Origin of the sequence: Cytobacillus citreus, assembly GCF_018343665.1 — a bacterium.
In the GTDB taxonomy this organism is placed as follows: Bacteria; Bacillota; Bacilli; order Bacillales; family Cytobacillaceae; genus Cytobacillus; species Cytobacillus citreus.
The window spans coordinates 25,223-40,890 of sequence record NZ_JAGYPM010000003.1 but is presented as its reverse complement, the minus strand read 5'-3'; the positions used below and the strand labels follow the sequence as shown (position 1 = coordinate 40,890).

Here is a 15,668-nt window from a genome sequence, read left to right as displayed (position 1 = left end):
TGAGTCAAAATATCTAGGGGGAGATTTTATATGTCAGCATTTATGGGGGAAGTCGTCGGTACGATGATTCTGATCTTATTCGGGGGAGGAGTCGTTGCCGGAGCGAATTTAAAGAAGACATTTTCCTTTAGTGGCGGATGGATTGTCATAACCATTGCATGGGGATTAGCAGTAACTATGGGTGTTTTTGCAGTTGGATCAATTAGCGGTGCCCACTTAAATCCAGCGGTTACGATTGGTTTAGCTTTGAATGGTGATTTTCCATGGACAGACGTCCCAGGCTATATAATTGCTCAATTGATTGGTGGATTTTTAGGAGGCGTTCTTGTTTATCTTCATTATTTGCCACATTGGAAAATTACAGAGGATCAAGGAGCGAAATTGGCAGTTTTTTCAACAAGCCCTGCTATCCGTCATACTTTCTCCAATCTTTTAAGTGAAATCATTGGAACATTTATTCTTGTGTTAGGCCTACTATTTATTGGAGCAAATCAATTTACAGAAGGCTTGAATCCAATTGCAGTTGGGCTATTAATTGTTGTTATTGGTATGTCACTTGGGGGAACAACAGGATATGCGATCAATCCTGCACGTGATCTTGGTCCTCGAATTGCTCATTTTCTTCTACCGATACCTGGAAAAGGGAAATCTGGCTGGGACTATGCGTGGATTCCTGTTGTCGGACCGATTATGGGAGGTTCTCTCGGTTCCATATTCTATCAAATTGTGTTTTCAGGAAAGAGTTCAATTATGTTATGGACGATCCTTGCTGTTAATATAGTTGTATTAATCATTGTATATCTATTTGGAAAAAAAGAAGATGTAAAAATGGAATCATCGAATATATCTGCATAATAGAAATTTAACGATTGAATGGGGGAAGGGAAAATGGAAAAATATATTTTATCTTTGGATCAAGGAACAACAAGTTCAAGAGCAATTCTTTTTAACAAAAAAGGAGGCATTACCCATGTAGCCCAAAAGGAGTTTACGCAACATTTCCCTAAAGCAGGCTGGGTAGAACACAATGCCAATGAAATATGGGGCTCGATTCTGTCAGTCATTGCTGAGGTGCTTTCTGAATCTGGTGTTAAACCTGAGCAAATTGCTGGTATAGGAATCACAAATCAGCGTGAAACAACTGTTGTTTGGGATAAGGAAACCGGTAAGCCAGTATATAATGCGATCGTCTGGCAATCTAGGCAGACTAGTGAAATATGCGATGAATTGAAGGAAAAAGGCTATAATGATCTTTTCCGTGAAAAAACAGGATTACTAATCGATGCCTATTTTTCAGGTACAAAAGTGAAATGGATTTTGGATCATGTAGAAGGCGCTCGAGAAAAAGCTAAGCAAGGGAAATTATTGTTTGGAACGATTGATACATGGCTGATATGGAAGCTTTCTGGCGGAAATGCCCATGTAACGGATTATTCTAATGCTTCAAGAACGCTTATGTTTAATATTTATGATCTTAAATGGGATGAAGAGTTGCTGAAAATTCTGGATGTGCCGCCATCCATGCTACCTGAAGTAAGGTCATCATCAGAAATTTATGGTTATACCGCTGACTATCATTTTTTTGGCAAGGAGATTCCGATAGCTGGAGCTGCCGGAGATCAGCAGGCAGCTTTATTCGGTCAAGCATGCTTTGAAAAAGGGATGGCGAAAAACACATATGGAACAGGCTGCTTCATGCTTATGAACACAGGGGAAAAAGCTGTTCGTTCCGATCATGGACTATTAACAACAATCGCATGGGGTTTAAGTGGAAAGGTAGAATATGCTCTTGAAGGAAGTATTTTTGTTGCTGGATCAGCGATACAATGGCTTCGCGATGGGATGAGAATGCTACAGAGTGCACAAGATAGCGAAAGTTATGCTAAGAAAGTAGATTCAACGGATGGTGTATATGTTGTACCTGCTTTTGTCGGACTAGGGACCCCTTATTGGGATAGTGAAGTAAGAGGAGCTGTATTCGGCCTGACAAGAGGTACATCTAAGGAGCATTTTATTCGTGCTACACTAGAATCACTCGCCTACCAAACGAAAGATGTATTGTCAGCGATGGAAGCAGATTCAGGTATCGAATTAAAGACACTCCGTGTTGATGGAGGTGCAGTTAAGAATAATTTTCTTATGGATTTCCAAAGCAATATTTTAAATGTCCCTGTTGAAAGACCGACAATTAATGAAACAACTGCTCTTGGAGCTGCCTATTTAGCAGGTATTGCAGTTGGGTTCTGGAAAAATCAAGAAGAGATTGCCGGTCAATGGGCAATCGACAAATCGTTTGCACCTACCATGGAATCTAATATTCGTAATGATTTGTATAATGGCTGGAAAAAAGCAGTACATGCTGCAATGGCTTTTAAATAATGTGAAACTTTAAACATGATAAATGTTTCCAAACAACATGAAGTATGTTAAAATAAAAATAAGTTAATAGCTCGGTAGGAGAAATGGAGAGACCACAAATTCATTATCATTAATTGATAATGTTATTTGTGGTCTTTTTTTACCATCTACCGTAACAGGGAATAATTTGTAATAGTAAAACTCTTTCTATAATAGGAGGTCATTGAAATGAAATTTTCAAACCATAATCGAAAAGAAATGATAAATAAACTAAAGACTATAAAATTCGATGTATTAGTAATCGGTGGGGGAATTACTGGTGCAGGTATTGCACTCGATGGTGTGACGAGAGGAATAAATGCAGCTCTTGTTGAAATGCAGGATTTTGCTGCGGGAACTTCAAGCCGTTCAACAAAGCTAGTCCATGGAGGGCTTCGATATTTAAAACAATTTGAAGTACAGATGGTTGCTGAGGTTGGAAAGGAACGAGCTATTGTTTATGACAATGGTCCTCATGTAACGACTCCAGAGTGGATGCTCCTCCCTATGCATAAAGGAGGAACTTTTGGGAAATTTAGTACTTCAATTGGTTTGAGAGTGTATGATTTTTTAGCAGGGGTTAAAAAGTCTGAACGCAGAAGCATGCTTAGTGTACAAGAAACCATTAACAAAGAGCCGCTTGTTAAGAAAGATGGATTAAAGGGCGGGGGCTATTATGTAGAATACCGTACAGATGATGCGCGCTTAACAATTGAAGTTATCAAAGCTGCTGCAGAAAAAGGTGCAATTCCAATAAATTATACTAAGGTTGACCAAATCCTATATGAGAATGGAAAAGTTATCGGTGTTCTTGTTATCGATCAGCTGACAGGGGAGAAATATGAAATCAAGGCTGAGAAAATTGTTAATGCAGCAGGTCCTTGGGTCGATTCCATACGTGAAATGGATGGGTCCAAAAAAGGAAAGACATTGCAGTTAACAAAAGGCGTTCATTTAGTAATTGACCAATCAAGATTCCCTCTAAAACAGGCCGTTTATTTTGATACACCTGATAATCGGATGGTATTTGCGATTCCAAGAGAAGGAAAGGCATATATAGGAACAACAGATACTTTTTACGGAGAAGATCCAGTGAGTCCGAAAATGACGATTGAAGATCGAACTTATATTATTAATGCGATAAATTATATGTTCCCAGAAGTCAAAATCACGGATAAAGATGTGGAATCCAGTTGGGCAGGAGTTCGTCCGCTTATTTTGGAAGAAGGGAAGGACCCTTCAGAAATTTCTCGTAAGGATGAAATTTGGGAATCTGAGTCAGGGCTCATTACAATTGCTGGAGGAAAACTTACTGGGTACCGAAAAATGGCGGAAACAATAGTAGATGTTCTAGCGAAGAGATTCAAAGAGGAACAAAATAAAAGCTTTCCAAGCTGTCAAACGAAATTTTTGCCAATTTCTGGTGGTGATGTGGGCGGTTCAAGTAAATTTGTTGAATACATTTCAAAGGAGTCCCAAAAAGGAATTGATGCAGGTTTAACAAAAGAGGATGCTGTTCAACTTACTTCAATGTATGGTTCAAATGTATCTATCTTATTTAAAATGATTGAAGACTATGGAACGAGTGAGGCAGAAAAATATTATTTACCTATAAAACTATGGCTTAAATTGAGATATGCGTTGGAACACGAATTGACTGCAACACCCGTCGACTTTTTTATTCGCAGGACAGGTGCCTTATTGTTTGACATTGAAACAGTCAGAAAGTATCAAAACGAAGTGATTGATTATATGGCTGATTATTTTGAATGGAATCAGGATTCAAAGGCGAAATACGATCATCAATTACAAAAAGAACTACAAGATGCAACTGTTCCATTTGATCAGCTATAAGTTTATCTATTATGTATCCGATTTTTTGTACAGGACTGTTTCGAAGTCTAAAACTGGACATCTGAAACAGTCCTGCATTTTTAGGAGCACTTATTAATTTTTCTTTTTCACTATACTAAAAAGAACAATTATCGAAACAGTTCCAATTAATACGAGTAAAATACTAATAAGAGAATTTTTGTTCTTGAAGTCATCTTCTAATTGGAAAGTAATACTTGGCTCTCTCCCTTTTCCAAGTTCTGATAGGTCTTTATCAGCAAATTGTATTTCTGCACTTCTTCCACAATTAATTACTGTTAGCTTTTATTAAATAGATTTCTAATTTGCTTTGATATTCGATTTGCCCCAAACCTCATCTAATGTTTCCCTAAAGAGCTGATCCAATTGCTCTGTCGGATCTGGGATATAAATATTTAAGCTCTTCGCATATACCTCTAAATGTTCAATTTCCTTGTTTATGTATTGATTAATGAGTTCAATTCTGGGTTCTAAATCTAGCTCTTCACCCGCCATTTTTCGTTTCAGTAAAGTATTGATTTCATTTCTACGTTCACCTGAAGGTAATAAATCTTCGAGAAGGCTTTGAAATTGAATTGGTGGGATATTTTTGTATTTTTCAATCCATTTAGCTGCAAGTATTGGCCGAAGCACATAGAAATACTTTTTGATTTTCACATCCTCACCTTGAAGATAATCACGATAATTTCCTTTAGCCATATTAAGGTAATGATAAAGACAAGAATGTGGAGCAAAGATGTCCTTAGCAAAGGTTCTCATTTTGTTTGTCATAGAGGTTGCCTCATAGTACACAATGTTGGACATTAACCATTCCAAAAGTGGCGGATTCGATTTTCTAAAAAGCTTTAAAGCTTTAGTTAATTCCCAACCGCTCACATCTAAAAGGTCATCAATAGGAATAGAAATAGAATCATGCTTCGGAACTTCAATAACATCACGTTTTCGATCAATGGACAGATACCAATTTTTCTTATGGATATAAATGAAACGTACATCATAGTCACTATCTTTAGATGGGAATCCCCAAGACCGGCTTCCTGCTTCACAGGCATAGAGGATTTTTACATCGTAATCGATTTCAATCTGCTTAATAACCTCTAGAATATGTTCTTTCATAATAAAAATCCCTTTCAAAATTAGTATTGGCATGGATTTTAAATAATATCGTAGATTGGGAATAATATTTTAACTAATTGGATATTCGGTCTATTGTGTTTTTTAATACCTAACATTTTTTTCTCGCTCAAATCCTAAAAAACGCGTCCCTTGAAAAGTCAATTTTCCATAGTCTCCTGCAGCAAGCTGACCATACACATTGCCAGCTACTTGTAACTCCATCCTGCCACCGCTTTCTACTTCAAAAGTGGCAAAATAGGACGTAGTTGAGTGGTGATGGACATGGTTATCGTGATTGTGTGCATGTCTGCTTACTTGCGTTCTTTTTGTTACGAGCTTGGCAGACACATCTACTACTGGCTGCTTATTATTATAATTCCACTGCTTTATTCCCCGAACAAATTGATAAAGAATGAATCCGAAAACGACAATAAATAAAATAGGAAATATAAAAGAAAAAAATGAAAATATATTAAATCCTGGACTAAAACCAGTACCATATTCCACTAATATCTCCTCCTCTCAATGTACTTATTATACGAGGGTGAGGTGGGAAATGTTTCAAATTGAATGATTAACCAACAGATTCTTGACATGATTTAATCTATATGCTATTATATAAAATGCTGTATTCGAAGTGTTATGGAAAAGTCGTGAAAATCATGCAAATATTGGAGCTTTTGCCCTTCGATATATATAGAATACGACTATCGTTTTATTCGATTACTGCTCTTTAGATTAATAGGTGAGCAATGGGTTTGAAATTAAGAGTAATTTGTGGACAACTATTTATGTTGAATTTCTTCTTAAGTCATCTTCTGAAAAACCAGGATTTACCTCGCTTTAAAACTTCAATTATTTAACTAGCAACGTGAAAAATCTCAAGAGTATCATTTCCGAAATTAATTATTAAAAATTCCTGATTCCCACTGGCACGGCCTAGGAGCCGTAAGGATGGAAGAGAGGCAGGGCTTTCATTGTTTTAGGTGTAAAGCACTCGAATAACCGAACATGCGATCATAAGGTCTTATTGGCATGAAAAAGATTTGACAAATGGATATTCTCCCCTTATGATTAGGTTAACGCTGTAATGTTCGTTATATATTTTTTGGATAAGTGGTCGTAGCTGCAATCAATTGTGGACGATTTTTTTATTCCTCAATATTGTTGCACGACCTTTTTATGTTTAAGTTTATATAATCAAGACTTATAGTGAACACTTTTTTGGAGGTAATAACATGAACACAGGTAAAGTTAAATGGTTTAATGCAGAAAAAGGATTTGGATTTATCGAGTCTTCAGAAGGTCAAGATGTATTCGTACACTTTTCTGCAATTCAAACTGAAGGTTTCAAAACTTTAGAAGAAGGTCAAGAAGTAACTTTCGAAATCGTTGAAGGTAACCGTGGACCTCAAGCTGCTAACGTAGCAAAAGCATAATATTGTGAGAAATGAAGTGATGCATGTCATTCATGCATCACTTTTTTACGTTGTTTTTCTCCACTTTGTATTCTTCATTCATTCCTCAAAAGAGAATCCATCCTTTATTAACTTTTTTGGAATAAAAGTTTTCCTCTCTTAATTTTTGGAGAAGGGCTAGATGAATTCAATTTTTAAAAAATGAATTTAAATTCTTAATCTAGAAATGTAAAAAAGAGATGCAAACTGGAAAACCTACTAACGTAACGATTGTTTAAAAACTAAACGAATAAGAATAAATAACTAGAGGTTATTTAAGGAGGAACAAATTTGACAACTTTTTCAGATTTTGGTTTAAGTAATGAATTAATAAAAGCCCTTTCAAACATGGGATTTGAGGAACCTACACCAATTCAATCACAAGCGATCCCAATTGGACTTTCAGGAAAAGACATGATTGGGCAGGCACAAACAGGTACAGGGAAAACAACTGCATTCGGAGTGCCATTATTGGAAAAAATAAATATTAATGATGGAATCCAAGGACTTGTTTTAGCACCTACGCGTGAGCTTGCTGTCCAAGTAGCAGAGGAATTAAACCGTATTGGGCATGTGAAGGGTGTAAAAACCTTGCCGATATATGGTGGGCAGGATATCAATCGCCAGATCCGTGCATTAAAGAATAAACCGCATATCATTGCTGCAACTCCAGGAAGATTGATTGACCATATAGAGAGAAGAACAATACGTCTTGCAAACATAAAAATGGTTGTTTTAGATGAAGCGGATGAAATGCTCAATATGGGCTTTATTGAAGATATTGAACGAATTCTAAGTGAAATAAAAGAAGAGCGTCAGACCCTTCTTTTCTCTGCAACAATGCCAAAAAGAATCCAATCACTTGCAGAAAAGTTTATGAGTGATCCGGAATTAGTCAAAATCAAGGCAAAAGAAATGACAGTAAAAAATATAGAGCAGCACTATATGGAAGTACATGAAAAGCAAAAGTTTGATGTGCTTTGCAGTCTTTTAGATATCCAATCTCCTGAACTGGCCATCGTTTTTGGACGTACAAAAAAACGTGTGGATGAAGTGGTGGAGGGTTTAATTAAACGAGGGTATTCTGCTGAAGGCATACATGGGGACATTCCACAAGCAAAACGAGATCAAGTTATCCGCAGATTTAAAGAGCAGACGATCGATATTATGGTTGCCACAGATGTTGCGGCAAGGGGACTTGATATAAGCGGCGTATCACATGTTTATAATTTTGATATTCCGCAAGATCCTGAAAGCTATGTACACAGAATTGGAAGAACAGGTCGTGCAGGTAATAAGGGATTGGCAGTTACTTTTGTAACACCTAGAGAAATTGATCATTTAAAAATTATTGAAAATGTAACTAAGAGCAAAATGATGAAAAAGCCTGTTCCATCTTTTAAAGATGTTCTTGCAGGTAATCAGCAGGCTACAATTAATCGTCTTATGTCCGTTATTGAAAGAAACGACCATAATGATTATAAAAGAGCAGCAGAGTCTCTGCTTGAAGACACGGATTCTGTCACTTTGCTTGCAGCTGCTTTAAAATTATTAACGAAAGATCCAGATGCTACTCCGGTAAAATTATCAGCTGTCGAGCCTATTCGTGTTAGAAAGCCGCGTGCTGATCGAGGTGGAGACAGGAAACGTTATAATGATCGCGGAAGAAATTCCAGCAAAGACGGTTGGGACAGAAGAAAAAGAAATAGAACTCGTAATAAATAATTGAAACTAAATTTATTATGTATTTCTAGAGCCATATTTGGATAAAATCCTAAATATTACCCATAATAGTTGATGCAGGGTAATAATTCTGTCAGTGATTGATATTTAGGAGGATTAAAATGGCAACAGGTAAAGTAAAATGGTTTAACGCAGAAAAAGGTTTTGGATTTATTGAGGTAGAGGGCGGAGAGGATGTTTTCGTTCACTATTCTGCAATCCAAAGCGAAGGCTTCAAAACCCTTGAAGAAGGCCAAGAAGTTAATTTTGACATAGAAGAGGGACAAAGAGGACCTCAAGCTGTAAATGTAACGAAAGCATAAAGCCTAAAAAAGAGCCCTCAATAGTGGCTCTTTTATTATGTGTAATGTTTAAAGTAGGTCATAATATGAATGATAAAATCATTTTAGAGAAGGGGAAGGGGCATGAAGGAATTTACAGTCCATTTTCATAAGGAAGATCAAGTCGAATCAATGAAGGTCCAGAAATTAAGTGAAGCGGATTTTGAAAGATTGACAGAAGGAGGAACAAGACACTTATTCGAATTGGATACAAATATAGGCTTCTTTATTTATTTTGATGCTATTGACAATAATGGGAAGGAATCATATATGGTTCTTCAATATGAGGAGGATAATGAAGATCCAAGTGCATGCTATGCATTTGAATTGAAAGATTTTTATCAGTTTGCAGCGTTGCATTTGAATGATTTAGAGTTTCAAGAAGAGAATGACGAGAATGATTCTGATGAGGAAGAATATAGCCCCATTCATCATTTGGCACACTTAATGTACCATATTGTTGAAGATGGAAAAGATCTTGAAGTTTAAAGAGCAGGGGATTCCTGCTCTTTTCTTACACGTAAAGAAAGTATAAATTGCCAGCACAGAAGATGATTTGATGTGGTTTCCAATTTTAGGAATTAAGTGCGACGGACAGGACAAGGAAGGCTTCGATAGCGATTAACATCGCACGAAGGAAAAGCGATAGCTTTTACTAGGATGTCCTAGTCGGGCGAATGCCACAGGATAAGGAAAGCTTCGTCAGAGATACATCGCACGACCAAAAGAGAAGCTTTTGGGAGGATGTGGCGTGTATGAGCGCGATAAGTGCAACTTCGCCTCTGTCTTCGCCTTTCCAAGGCTCGCCAATCGGCGAGTTTTCTTTATTCTTCATCAATATCTGAAAGATGCTCATTGCAAAATTTCGTAATTGTTTTTTCTTCTTCTTCATCTAATGCAAAGTCTAAAATCTGCTCTGAAGAAAGGAAATAATAATTCAAAATCCTGCTATCATCTTCATGCATATAAAAAAGAACTCGGAGCTGGACGCCATTTTCTGAGAATAGCTCATCGTCCTCATCTACTTCGATATTTAAAAAGAATTCAAAGCGATCTCCTATTAAAATTCCTGTAGGGTCTTTTAATTTTTCAGCAGTATAGCCTGTGATATTCATTGCTTTCACCCTTTCGTATATAAACCATAATCTTGGTTAACGAAAACATTATACACCTTACCCACAAGAATGTAATAGTATAACTCATATTAATATAATTTTCTATAAGTTTTCTTCATATAATTTGGCTAGTGTGAAAAGAAGAGATATGATTTTTGACGGAGCAGGGGATATGTGTTATACTAATAATATTGAATGAATCCCATAATTCACTTGTTATTTAGAGTTGGTATTTTATGTCGCTTTATTTAACGAGTGTTTTTATTTTTTGGGGAAATTAGGGTTCAACTCTTTAGGAGGTGCCTTTAAATGGCAATGGGATTTGGAAGAAAGAATACAGAAGAAATTAAGCTGGAAGAAATTAAGATTTGGGAATGTACTTCTGAAACGTGTAATTGCTGGATTCGAGATAATTTTAAAAGTAGTCAAAAACCAACTTGCCCAATCTGCAGCAGTGAGATGAAAGAAACGACAAAAGAGCTGCAGGTAGTCAACAATAATAGTATTTATTCGAATAATTAATATATAATTTTTACAGGGCGATGTCAATCGCCCTTTTTATTTTTTAAAAGAATTTCGATGCCGCTTACATCACTTAAAAGTAAATTTGGGCAAAGTTTCATTTGATTCTCCATTTTCTAACAACTGTAAATATTGTTGAATAGACTCCTCTTCCTGGGATAAAAGCTGTTAATGGGTAGCGTGTAGAAGGACAAGCAAGAGTCTTCGAAGCGGCACTTAGTTATGAAGTAAGAGATGCAAATGGCTTGATCGTTTCCAAAGAGCGCACTATTATGGCCGATGCAAGAGCTCCTGAGTCTGGAAATTTCCGAAGTACGTTACTTTTTTGGCAAAACACCAACAGCAAGTACAGGTAAACTTTGAGTTTTCACAGGAAGCGCTAAGGATGGGAGTATTCAAGATCTCGTAAGGATAAAAGTAGTTTTTTAATGACTATTACTTCCTTTTCCATCTAAAACAACTTTTTATTAACATGTTATTTTATCACAAACGCTTTAAGTCACTCCGAAAAGAAATAGAATAAAATTCACTTTCAAACAAAAAATAAAATGACAATAGATAGGGAGTGAATGATATGGATGTAAATCGAGTAAAACAAATCCTTTCCTCTTCTGCAGACATCGAGGTTTTGTACAATGGTGTGTCAATATGGATTGATAAAATTAATGAAGATGTTAATACCGCAACTGTTCATTTACGTGGTCCATTAGAAGAAAGATCTGTTGTTGTAATTTCTGAACTCCAGGAACAATAACATTTTAGCCACCCTTTAATTAGGGTGGCTGTTGTTATTAAAAAATATTGGATTTATAGCAAATGTTTAAATACAATATCAGTAAAGTTCCATTAGATTGAAGGTGTCATAATGAAAACAATACTTGTAGCAGACGATGACCAGCATGTAAGGTATTTAGTTAAAGAATTATTAATGAAAGAAGGTTTCCGAATAGTTGAGGCAGAAAATGGAGTAAAGGCATTGGAAATGCTCGAGAGTCAATTATGTGAATTAGCAATCGTAGATATTATGATGCCTGTTATGGATGGCTATAAATTAACAGAAGAAATACGAAAGAGTTACGATATTCCCGTTGTATTATTAACCGCTAAGAGCCAAATAGAAGATAAAGAGAAAGGCTATTTATCAGGGACAGATGATTATTTAGTAAAGCCTTTCGAGCCAAAGGAACTTTTGTTTAGAGTGAATGCTTTGCTTAGAAGATATGGAAAGGTTACCGAAACGAATATTCGGATAGGCTCCATGTTCATTAATAAAAAAAGCTACGAAGTTGAATGGAATGGAAAAACATACATATTGCCTTTAAAAGAATTTGAACTGCTCTATTATTTAGCATCCAGGCCGAATCAAGTATTTGGCAGGGGACAGTTGATTGAAAATGTATGGGGTATGGATTATGAAGGAGACGAGAGAACGGTTGATGTTCATATTAAACGGCTAAGGGAGAGGTTTGCGCAAGCTGAGAATGATTTTTCCATAAAGACAATTAGAGGGATTGGCTATTCCCTGGAGGTTTCATAATGAAGTCTCTTTATTCCAAATTTGCAGTAACAACGATTTTCATTATGCTTTTAAGTGGAATTATTTCTTTTTTGCTATCAAACATCCATTACCAAAGTATTTTAAAAAAGCAAAATGACGAGAAGATGACTCATATTGCTTTAGAGGTTTCTAGGTTTATCCAATCACATGATGAGGTCAGCTTAAATGAATACTTTGGTCATCTAGGTTTGATAGGGTATCAAATTTTTATCATTGATAATAAGGGGAATCGGCAATTCTTTGGTGCTCCATATAGAGAGCATAATCTATCTAATAAAGCTATAGAGAAAGTATTGAATGGCGAGGTTTATCATGGGATTGAGAATTTTCCTCATAAAACTTTTGTTACTGGTTTTTTTGCTAATGAACTAATGAATACTGTTGGTGTTCCTTTTGAATACCAGAACGAAAATTACGCCTTATTTCTCCGTCCAGATATTAAGCTATTATTTAATGAAATGCATAAAATGTTTGGTTGGCTTCTCATAGGTACGATCTCTTTTAGCATAATATTGGTTTTAATTAGTACAAAATTCCTTGTTAACCCGATAACAAAATTGAACAAAGCAACAGCGCTGATAGCTGAAGGGGACTTTGGAATAAAATTAAATATAAAACGAAATGATGAAATAGGGGATCTAGCAGCAAGCTTTCATTCCATGGCAAGTAAGCTAGAAAAAGTAAATGAGATGCGGAAAGAGTTCATCTCAAATATTTCTCATGACATTCAATCACCACTTTCTAATATTAAGGGCTATATGAAGCTATTAAAGAGTAGTCAGCTAACGGATCAGGATAAGCAGTATATTGAAATTGTTGATTCAGAAGTAAGTCGATTGTCATATATGACGAAGCAGCTTTTGCTATTATCCTCAATAGATAGCAAGAAAGAAATGTTAGAACCGAAAAGATTTAATGTAAGTGAACAGATTAAAAATGTTATTCGTCAATATCAGTGGAATTTGAGTGAAAAAGGAATAATGATAAGTTATTCTCTTCCAGAAACTTATATATATGGCGATTCTTTTTTGCTATATTCTGTATGGGAAAATTTGGTAACGAATGCTATTAAATATAGCGAAGAAGAAGGAGAGATAGATATCAATCTGAATGATGGGGGCGCTGCAATAGAAGTTAGCTTTAAAGATCAAGGAATTGGGATGGACCCTGAGGAGCTTGATAGAATTTACGATCGCTTTTATCGATCGGATTCCTCCAGAACGCGATCAATTGAAGGGACCGGCTTGGGATTATCTATTGTTCAATCCATTATTGAAATGCATAATGGAGAGATTAAGGTAGAGAGTAAAAAAGGGGAAGGGTCCATTTTTACAGTGATAGTTCCTAAGGAAAATATTTTCTAAAAAGTGCAGAAGCATGGCTGAGACCATGCTTCTGCACTTTTTAGTACAACGTGATCAACCTCTTTACTACTAGGCCATCTGCCGCTGGCAACTATACAATAGGTACCGACATTCATCTGGTATGCCTGCTCTGCTCCTTTTTACAATAGCATCCTTATTCATCATCCGATACTTTTCGATTGGTGCAGTAGAAATACTAGATTGTGAGCAGTATCCGCAATTTTCAGGACATAGCCCTGATTTTGTATTGATGATCATATTAAGCTTAACTTTTTCTCCATAGAAGTGATAACGAATCTGATAGGCGCTATGTAACAGCTCTAGAGGCTCTTCATCAGGGCTTTCTAAAATACTCAAGGCTTCTTCATCAGTTAGTTCGTATCCTTTTAATACTTGTTGAGCTAGTGTTTCCCATTTTGCCATTATCTTACTTCCGCTTTCATTATGATGCCCGTTGGATATTCCTAAATTGGCTTCGAGCAAGAACTTTGTGCTCCAATCGATAAGCCACCATCCCTGCACAAACAGAAAGAATGATATCCTTTGGAAGAGGTGGAATCATCCACAGCCAAGCTAATTTATAAGTAAAACCATCTGGTGCTGCTGCCCAAAATTTATAAGCAAAATACATCCAGTTTGTACCGAAAACATAATTAATCACTAAGCCAACTAATGCAGCCGAAATATAAATCGGAAGGGTCCTTTTTCTTTCGATGATTTTTCCGGTTACATAGGCTGTAAGAATAAAAGAAAGAATAAAACCAAAGGTAGGACTTAGTAAATGAGATAATCCTCCGCCGAATTTAGCGAATACAGGTGCTCCGACAAGGCCAACAAATGCATATACAGCCATGGTGATTGCTCCTAATCTGCTTCCAAGAATGGCTCCTGAAAGAATAGCAAAAAACGTTTGTAAGGTGATTGGTACTCCGCCAATAACCATGAATGGAACAATTGAAGTGATATTAGCACCTACACACATCAAGGCAACAAACATTCCTGCAAGTGTTAATTCAATTGGTCTTAATCTCTTTTTCATAAAGTATTCCTCCAAAAACAGTAGTAATATAAATAAAGAATAAATCTTAAGTTATTATATGTCAACTTAGTAATTATTAAGTTGACATATTGCGATAGGTTAATGAAAGATTGTAAAGTACTGTTCATCTTCTGTTCATATTCTAAAGTTATATTAAAGAAGTAATATTGTGTGGAATTGAATAATATAAAATTATCAAAAAGCTTTATTTTGATTAGGCTTTAATAACCTATTAAACTAAGTAGTAAAAAAACGAAATGGAGGATAAAAAGATGGGTAATAAATATAGTAAATTATTATTAAGATTGTCAGCATTATTTGGTCTTATCGGTGCTTTTCTAGGTTCACATATGGCTGGTTCCGGTGATTATGCTTTCAGACCAATTCATGCACATATACTTGTTGTTGGCTGGTTAACACTATTTGCATGGGCGATATATTATAAGGTGTTCTCACCAAAAATTGGGATATTAGCTAAGCTTCATGTTTATACAGCTGCTATAGGCTCAATTGGGTTAACAGTTGGAATGGCACTTTATATCTTTAAACCTGAGTTTCTTCCTAGTACACTAAACACGGTATTATATATTGTCGGAGGCTCCATTTTATTGTTGAGCTTTCTGTTATTTTTCCTATTAACGTTTACAAAAGAAGATAGATAATTGAAGCACTTGCTACAAGTGCTTTTTTGATTGTATAGGAAATTATAATTTTCGCTATCTGTTGATAACTTGAGATATAGTTTATCTACGTTCAGCTCCAGCGCCTACCTCCTCGAGGTCACAAGCCAATCCTCCCAGAAAGGTAAAGAACACCTTTCCGTGAGGCTCGTCTTGTGCTTGTCGGAGGTGAGCACTAAGGAAAGCTTCTTTGAATATTCATCGCAGGAACAATTTGTCCTTTAATTGTTCCGAAGGCGCTTGCGCATTTGTTCTTTCTTGGGATTCCTTTAGGGCACACTAGAAATTTATCTGTGGCAGTTAATTATGAAGATAGGGTTGTTGCCATTTTAAAAAGGGAGGCTGTGCTAAAGCTCAGTGTTGATAATGGCTATTTTGTTGTTGATTTTCGCTGTAGGCGTGAGATCCTCGAAAAATGCATTCGCATTTCCTTCGTGCGGTGTTTATTCGGGGAAGATTATCCAACGTCCTGCGGGAGAAGCGAA

General features: G+C 36.2%; 16 protein-coding genes and 2 pseudogenes. 13 read left to right on the top strand and 5 right to left on the bottom strand.

Features of this window, described 5'->3' with window-relative positions; translation table 11 throughout:
- Positions 1-30 precede the first annotated feature (30 nt).
- The 3 genes from KHA94_RS11725 (at position 31) to KHA94_RS11715 (ending at position 4,251) form a co-directional block, all read left to right on the top strand.
- Positions 31-855 carry an MIP/aquaporin family protein gene (locus KHA94_RS11725; protein ID WP_213102336.1) on the top strand — a complete coding sequence of 275 codons (825 nt, stop codon included), beginning with the start codon at positions 31-33 and terminating at the stop codon, positions 853-855.
- Between the two features lie 33 nt (positions 856-888).
- Positions 889-2,379, top strand: a complete 1,491-nt coding sequence (gene glpK, locus KHA94_RS11720) for a glycerol kinase GlpK (protein ID WP_213102335.1) — start codon at positions 889-891, stop codon at positions 2,377-2,379.
- A 207-nt stretch (positions 2,380-2,586) separates the two neighbouring features.
- Positions 2,587-4,251, top strand: coding sequence for a glycerol-3-phosphate dehydrogenase/oxidase (locus KHA94_RS11715; RefSeq protein WP_213102334.1), 1,665 nt, complete (start codon positions 2,587-2,589; stop codon positions 4,249-4,251).
- Between the two features lie 318 nt (positions 4,252-4,569).
- On the opposite strand, the gene KHA94_RS11710 is transcribed toward KHA94_RS11715, so the two are convergent.
- Positions 4,570-5,385, bottom strand: coding sequence for a nucleotidyltransferase domain-containing protein (locus tag KHA94_RS11710; RefSeq protein ID WP_213102333.1), 816 nt, complete (start codon positions 5,383-5,385; stop codon positions 4,570-4,572).
- 102 nt (positions 5,386-5,487) lie between these two features.
- On the bottom strand, positions 5,488-5,892 hold the full coding sequence (locus KHA94_RS11705; RefSeq protein ID WP_213102332.1) for a DUF2500 domain-containing protein: 405 nt from the start codon (positions 5,890-5,892) through the stop codon (positions 5,488-5,490).
- A gap of 731 nt (positions 5,893-6,623) precedes the next feature.
- On the opposite strand from KHA94_RS11705, the gene KHA94_RS11700 reads away from it, so the two are divergent.
- From KHA94_RS11700 to KHA94_RS11685, 4 genes are all read left to right on the top strand, one after another.
- Positions 6,624-6,824 (top strand): cold-shock protein, encoded by a 201-nt coding sequence (locus tag KHA94_RS11700; protein WP_057771062.1) that lies wholly within the window; start codon positions 6,624-6,626, stop codon positions 6,822-6,824.
- Positions 6,825-7,133: 309 nt separating this feature from the next.
- Positions 7,134-8,567, top strand: coding sequence for a degradosome RNA helicase CshA (cshA, locus tag KHA94_RS11695; protein ID WP_275950892.1), 1,434 nt, complete (start codon positions 7,134-7,136; stop codon positions 8,565-8,567).
- 119 nt (positions 8,568-8,686) lie between these two features.
- Positions 8,687-8,887 carry a cold-shock protein gene (locus KHA94_RS11690; protein ID WP_057771058.1) on the top strand — a complete coding sequence of 67 codons (201 nt, stop codon included), beginning with the start codon at positions 8,687-8,689 and terminating at the stop codon, positions 8,885-8,887.
- A 102-nt stretch (positions 8,888-8,989) separates the two neighbouring features.
- Positions 8,990-9,394, top strand: a complete 405-nt coding sequence (locus KHA94_RS11685; RefSeq protein ID WP_213102331.1) for a cytosolic protein — start codon at positions 8,990-8,992, stop codon at positions 9,392-9,394.
- Positions 9,395-9,729: 335 nt separating this feature from the next.
- On the opposite strand, the gene KHA94_RS11680 is transcribed toward KHA94_RS11685, so the two are convergent.
- Positions 9,730-10,020: a DUF6509 family protein gene (locus KHA94_RS11680; RefSeq protein WP_213102330.1), complete on the bottom strand. Its 291-nt coding sequence runs from the start codon at positions 10,018-10,020 to the stop codon at positions 9,730-9,732.
- Positions 10,021-10,329: 309 nt separating this feature from the next.
- Between KHA94_RS11680 and KHA94_RS11675 the strand changes: the two genes are divergently transcribed.
- The 5 genes and pseudogenes from KHA94_RS11675 (at position 10,330) to KHA94_RS11655 (ending at position 13,464) form a co-directional block, all read left to right on the top strand.
- Positions 10,330-10,542 (top strand): cold-shock protein, encoded by a 213-nt coding sequence (locus tag KHA94_RS11675; protein ID WP_213102329.1) that lies wholly within the window; start codon positions 10,330-10,332, stop codon positions 10,540-10,542.
- A 242-nt stretch (positions 10,543-10,784) separates the two neighbouring features.
- Positions 10,785-10,898, top strand: a pseudogene (locus KHA94_RS26660) (hypothetical protein); the annotation flags it as partial.
- 218 nt (positions 10,899-11,116) lie between these two features.
- On the top strand, positions 11,117-11,296 hold the full coding sequence (locus KHA94_RS11665) for an H-type small acid-soluble spore protein (RefSeq protein ID WP_213102328.1): 180 nt from the start codon (positions 11,117-11,119) through the stop codon (positions 11,294-11,296).
- Between the two features lie 111 nt (positions 11,297-11,407).
- Positions 11,408-12,079: a response regulator transcription factor gene (locus tag KHA94_RS11660; protein WP_213102327.1), complete on the top strand. Its 672-nt coding sequence runs from the start codon at positions 11,408-11,410 to the stop codon at positions 12,077-12,079.
- Positions 12,079-13,464: a sensor histidine kinase gene (locus tag KHA94_RS11655; RefSeq protein ID WP_213102326.1), complete on the top strand. Its 1,386-nt coding sequence runs from the start codon at positions 12,079-12,081 to the stop codon at positions 13,462-13,464. The genes KHA94_RS11660 and KHA94_RS11655 overlap by 1 nt, the downstream gene beginning before the upstream one ends.
- 44 nt (positions 13,465-13,508) lie before the next feature.
- On the opposite strand, the pseudogene KHA94_RS11650 reads toward KHA94_RS11655, so the two are convergent.
- Positions 13,509-13,887: pseudogene (locus KHA94_RS11650) on the bottom strand (biotin synthase BioB); the annotation flags it as partial.
- A 19-nt stretch (positions 13,888-13,906) separates the two neighbouring features.
- Entirely contained in the window at positions 13,907-14,503 is a 597-nt protein-coding gene (locus KHA94_RS11645) for a biotin transporter BioY (protein ID WP_213102325.1), read from the bottom strand.
- 272 nt (positions 14,504-14,775) lie between these two features.
- Here KHA94_RS11645 and KHA94_RS11640 point away from each other — a divergent pair, with 272 nt between their 5' ends.
- Positions 14,776-15,165, top strand: coding sequence for a hypothetical protein (locus KHA94_RS11640; protein WP_213102324.1), 390 nt, complete (start codon positions 14,776-14,778; stop codon positions 15,163-15,165).
- The last annotated feature ends 503 nt before the right edge of the window (positions 15,166-15,668 follow it).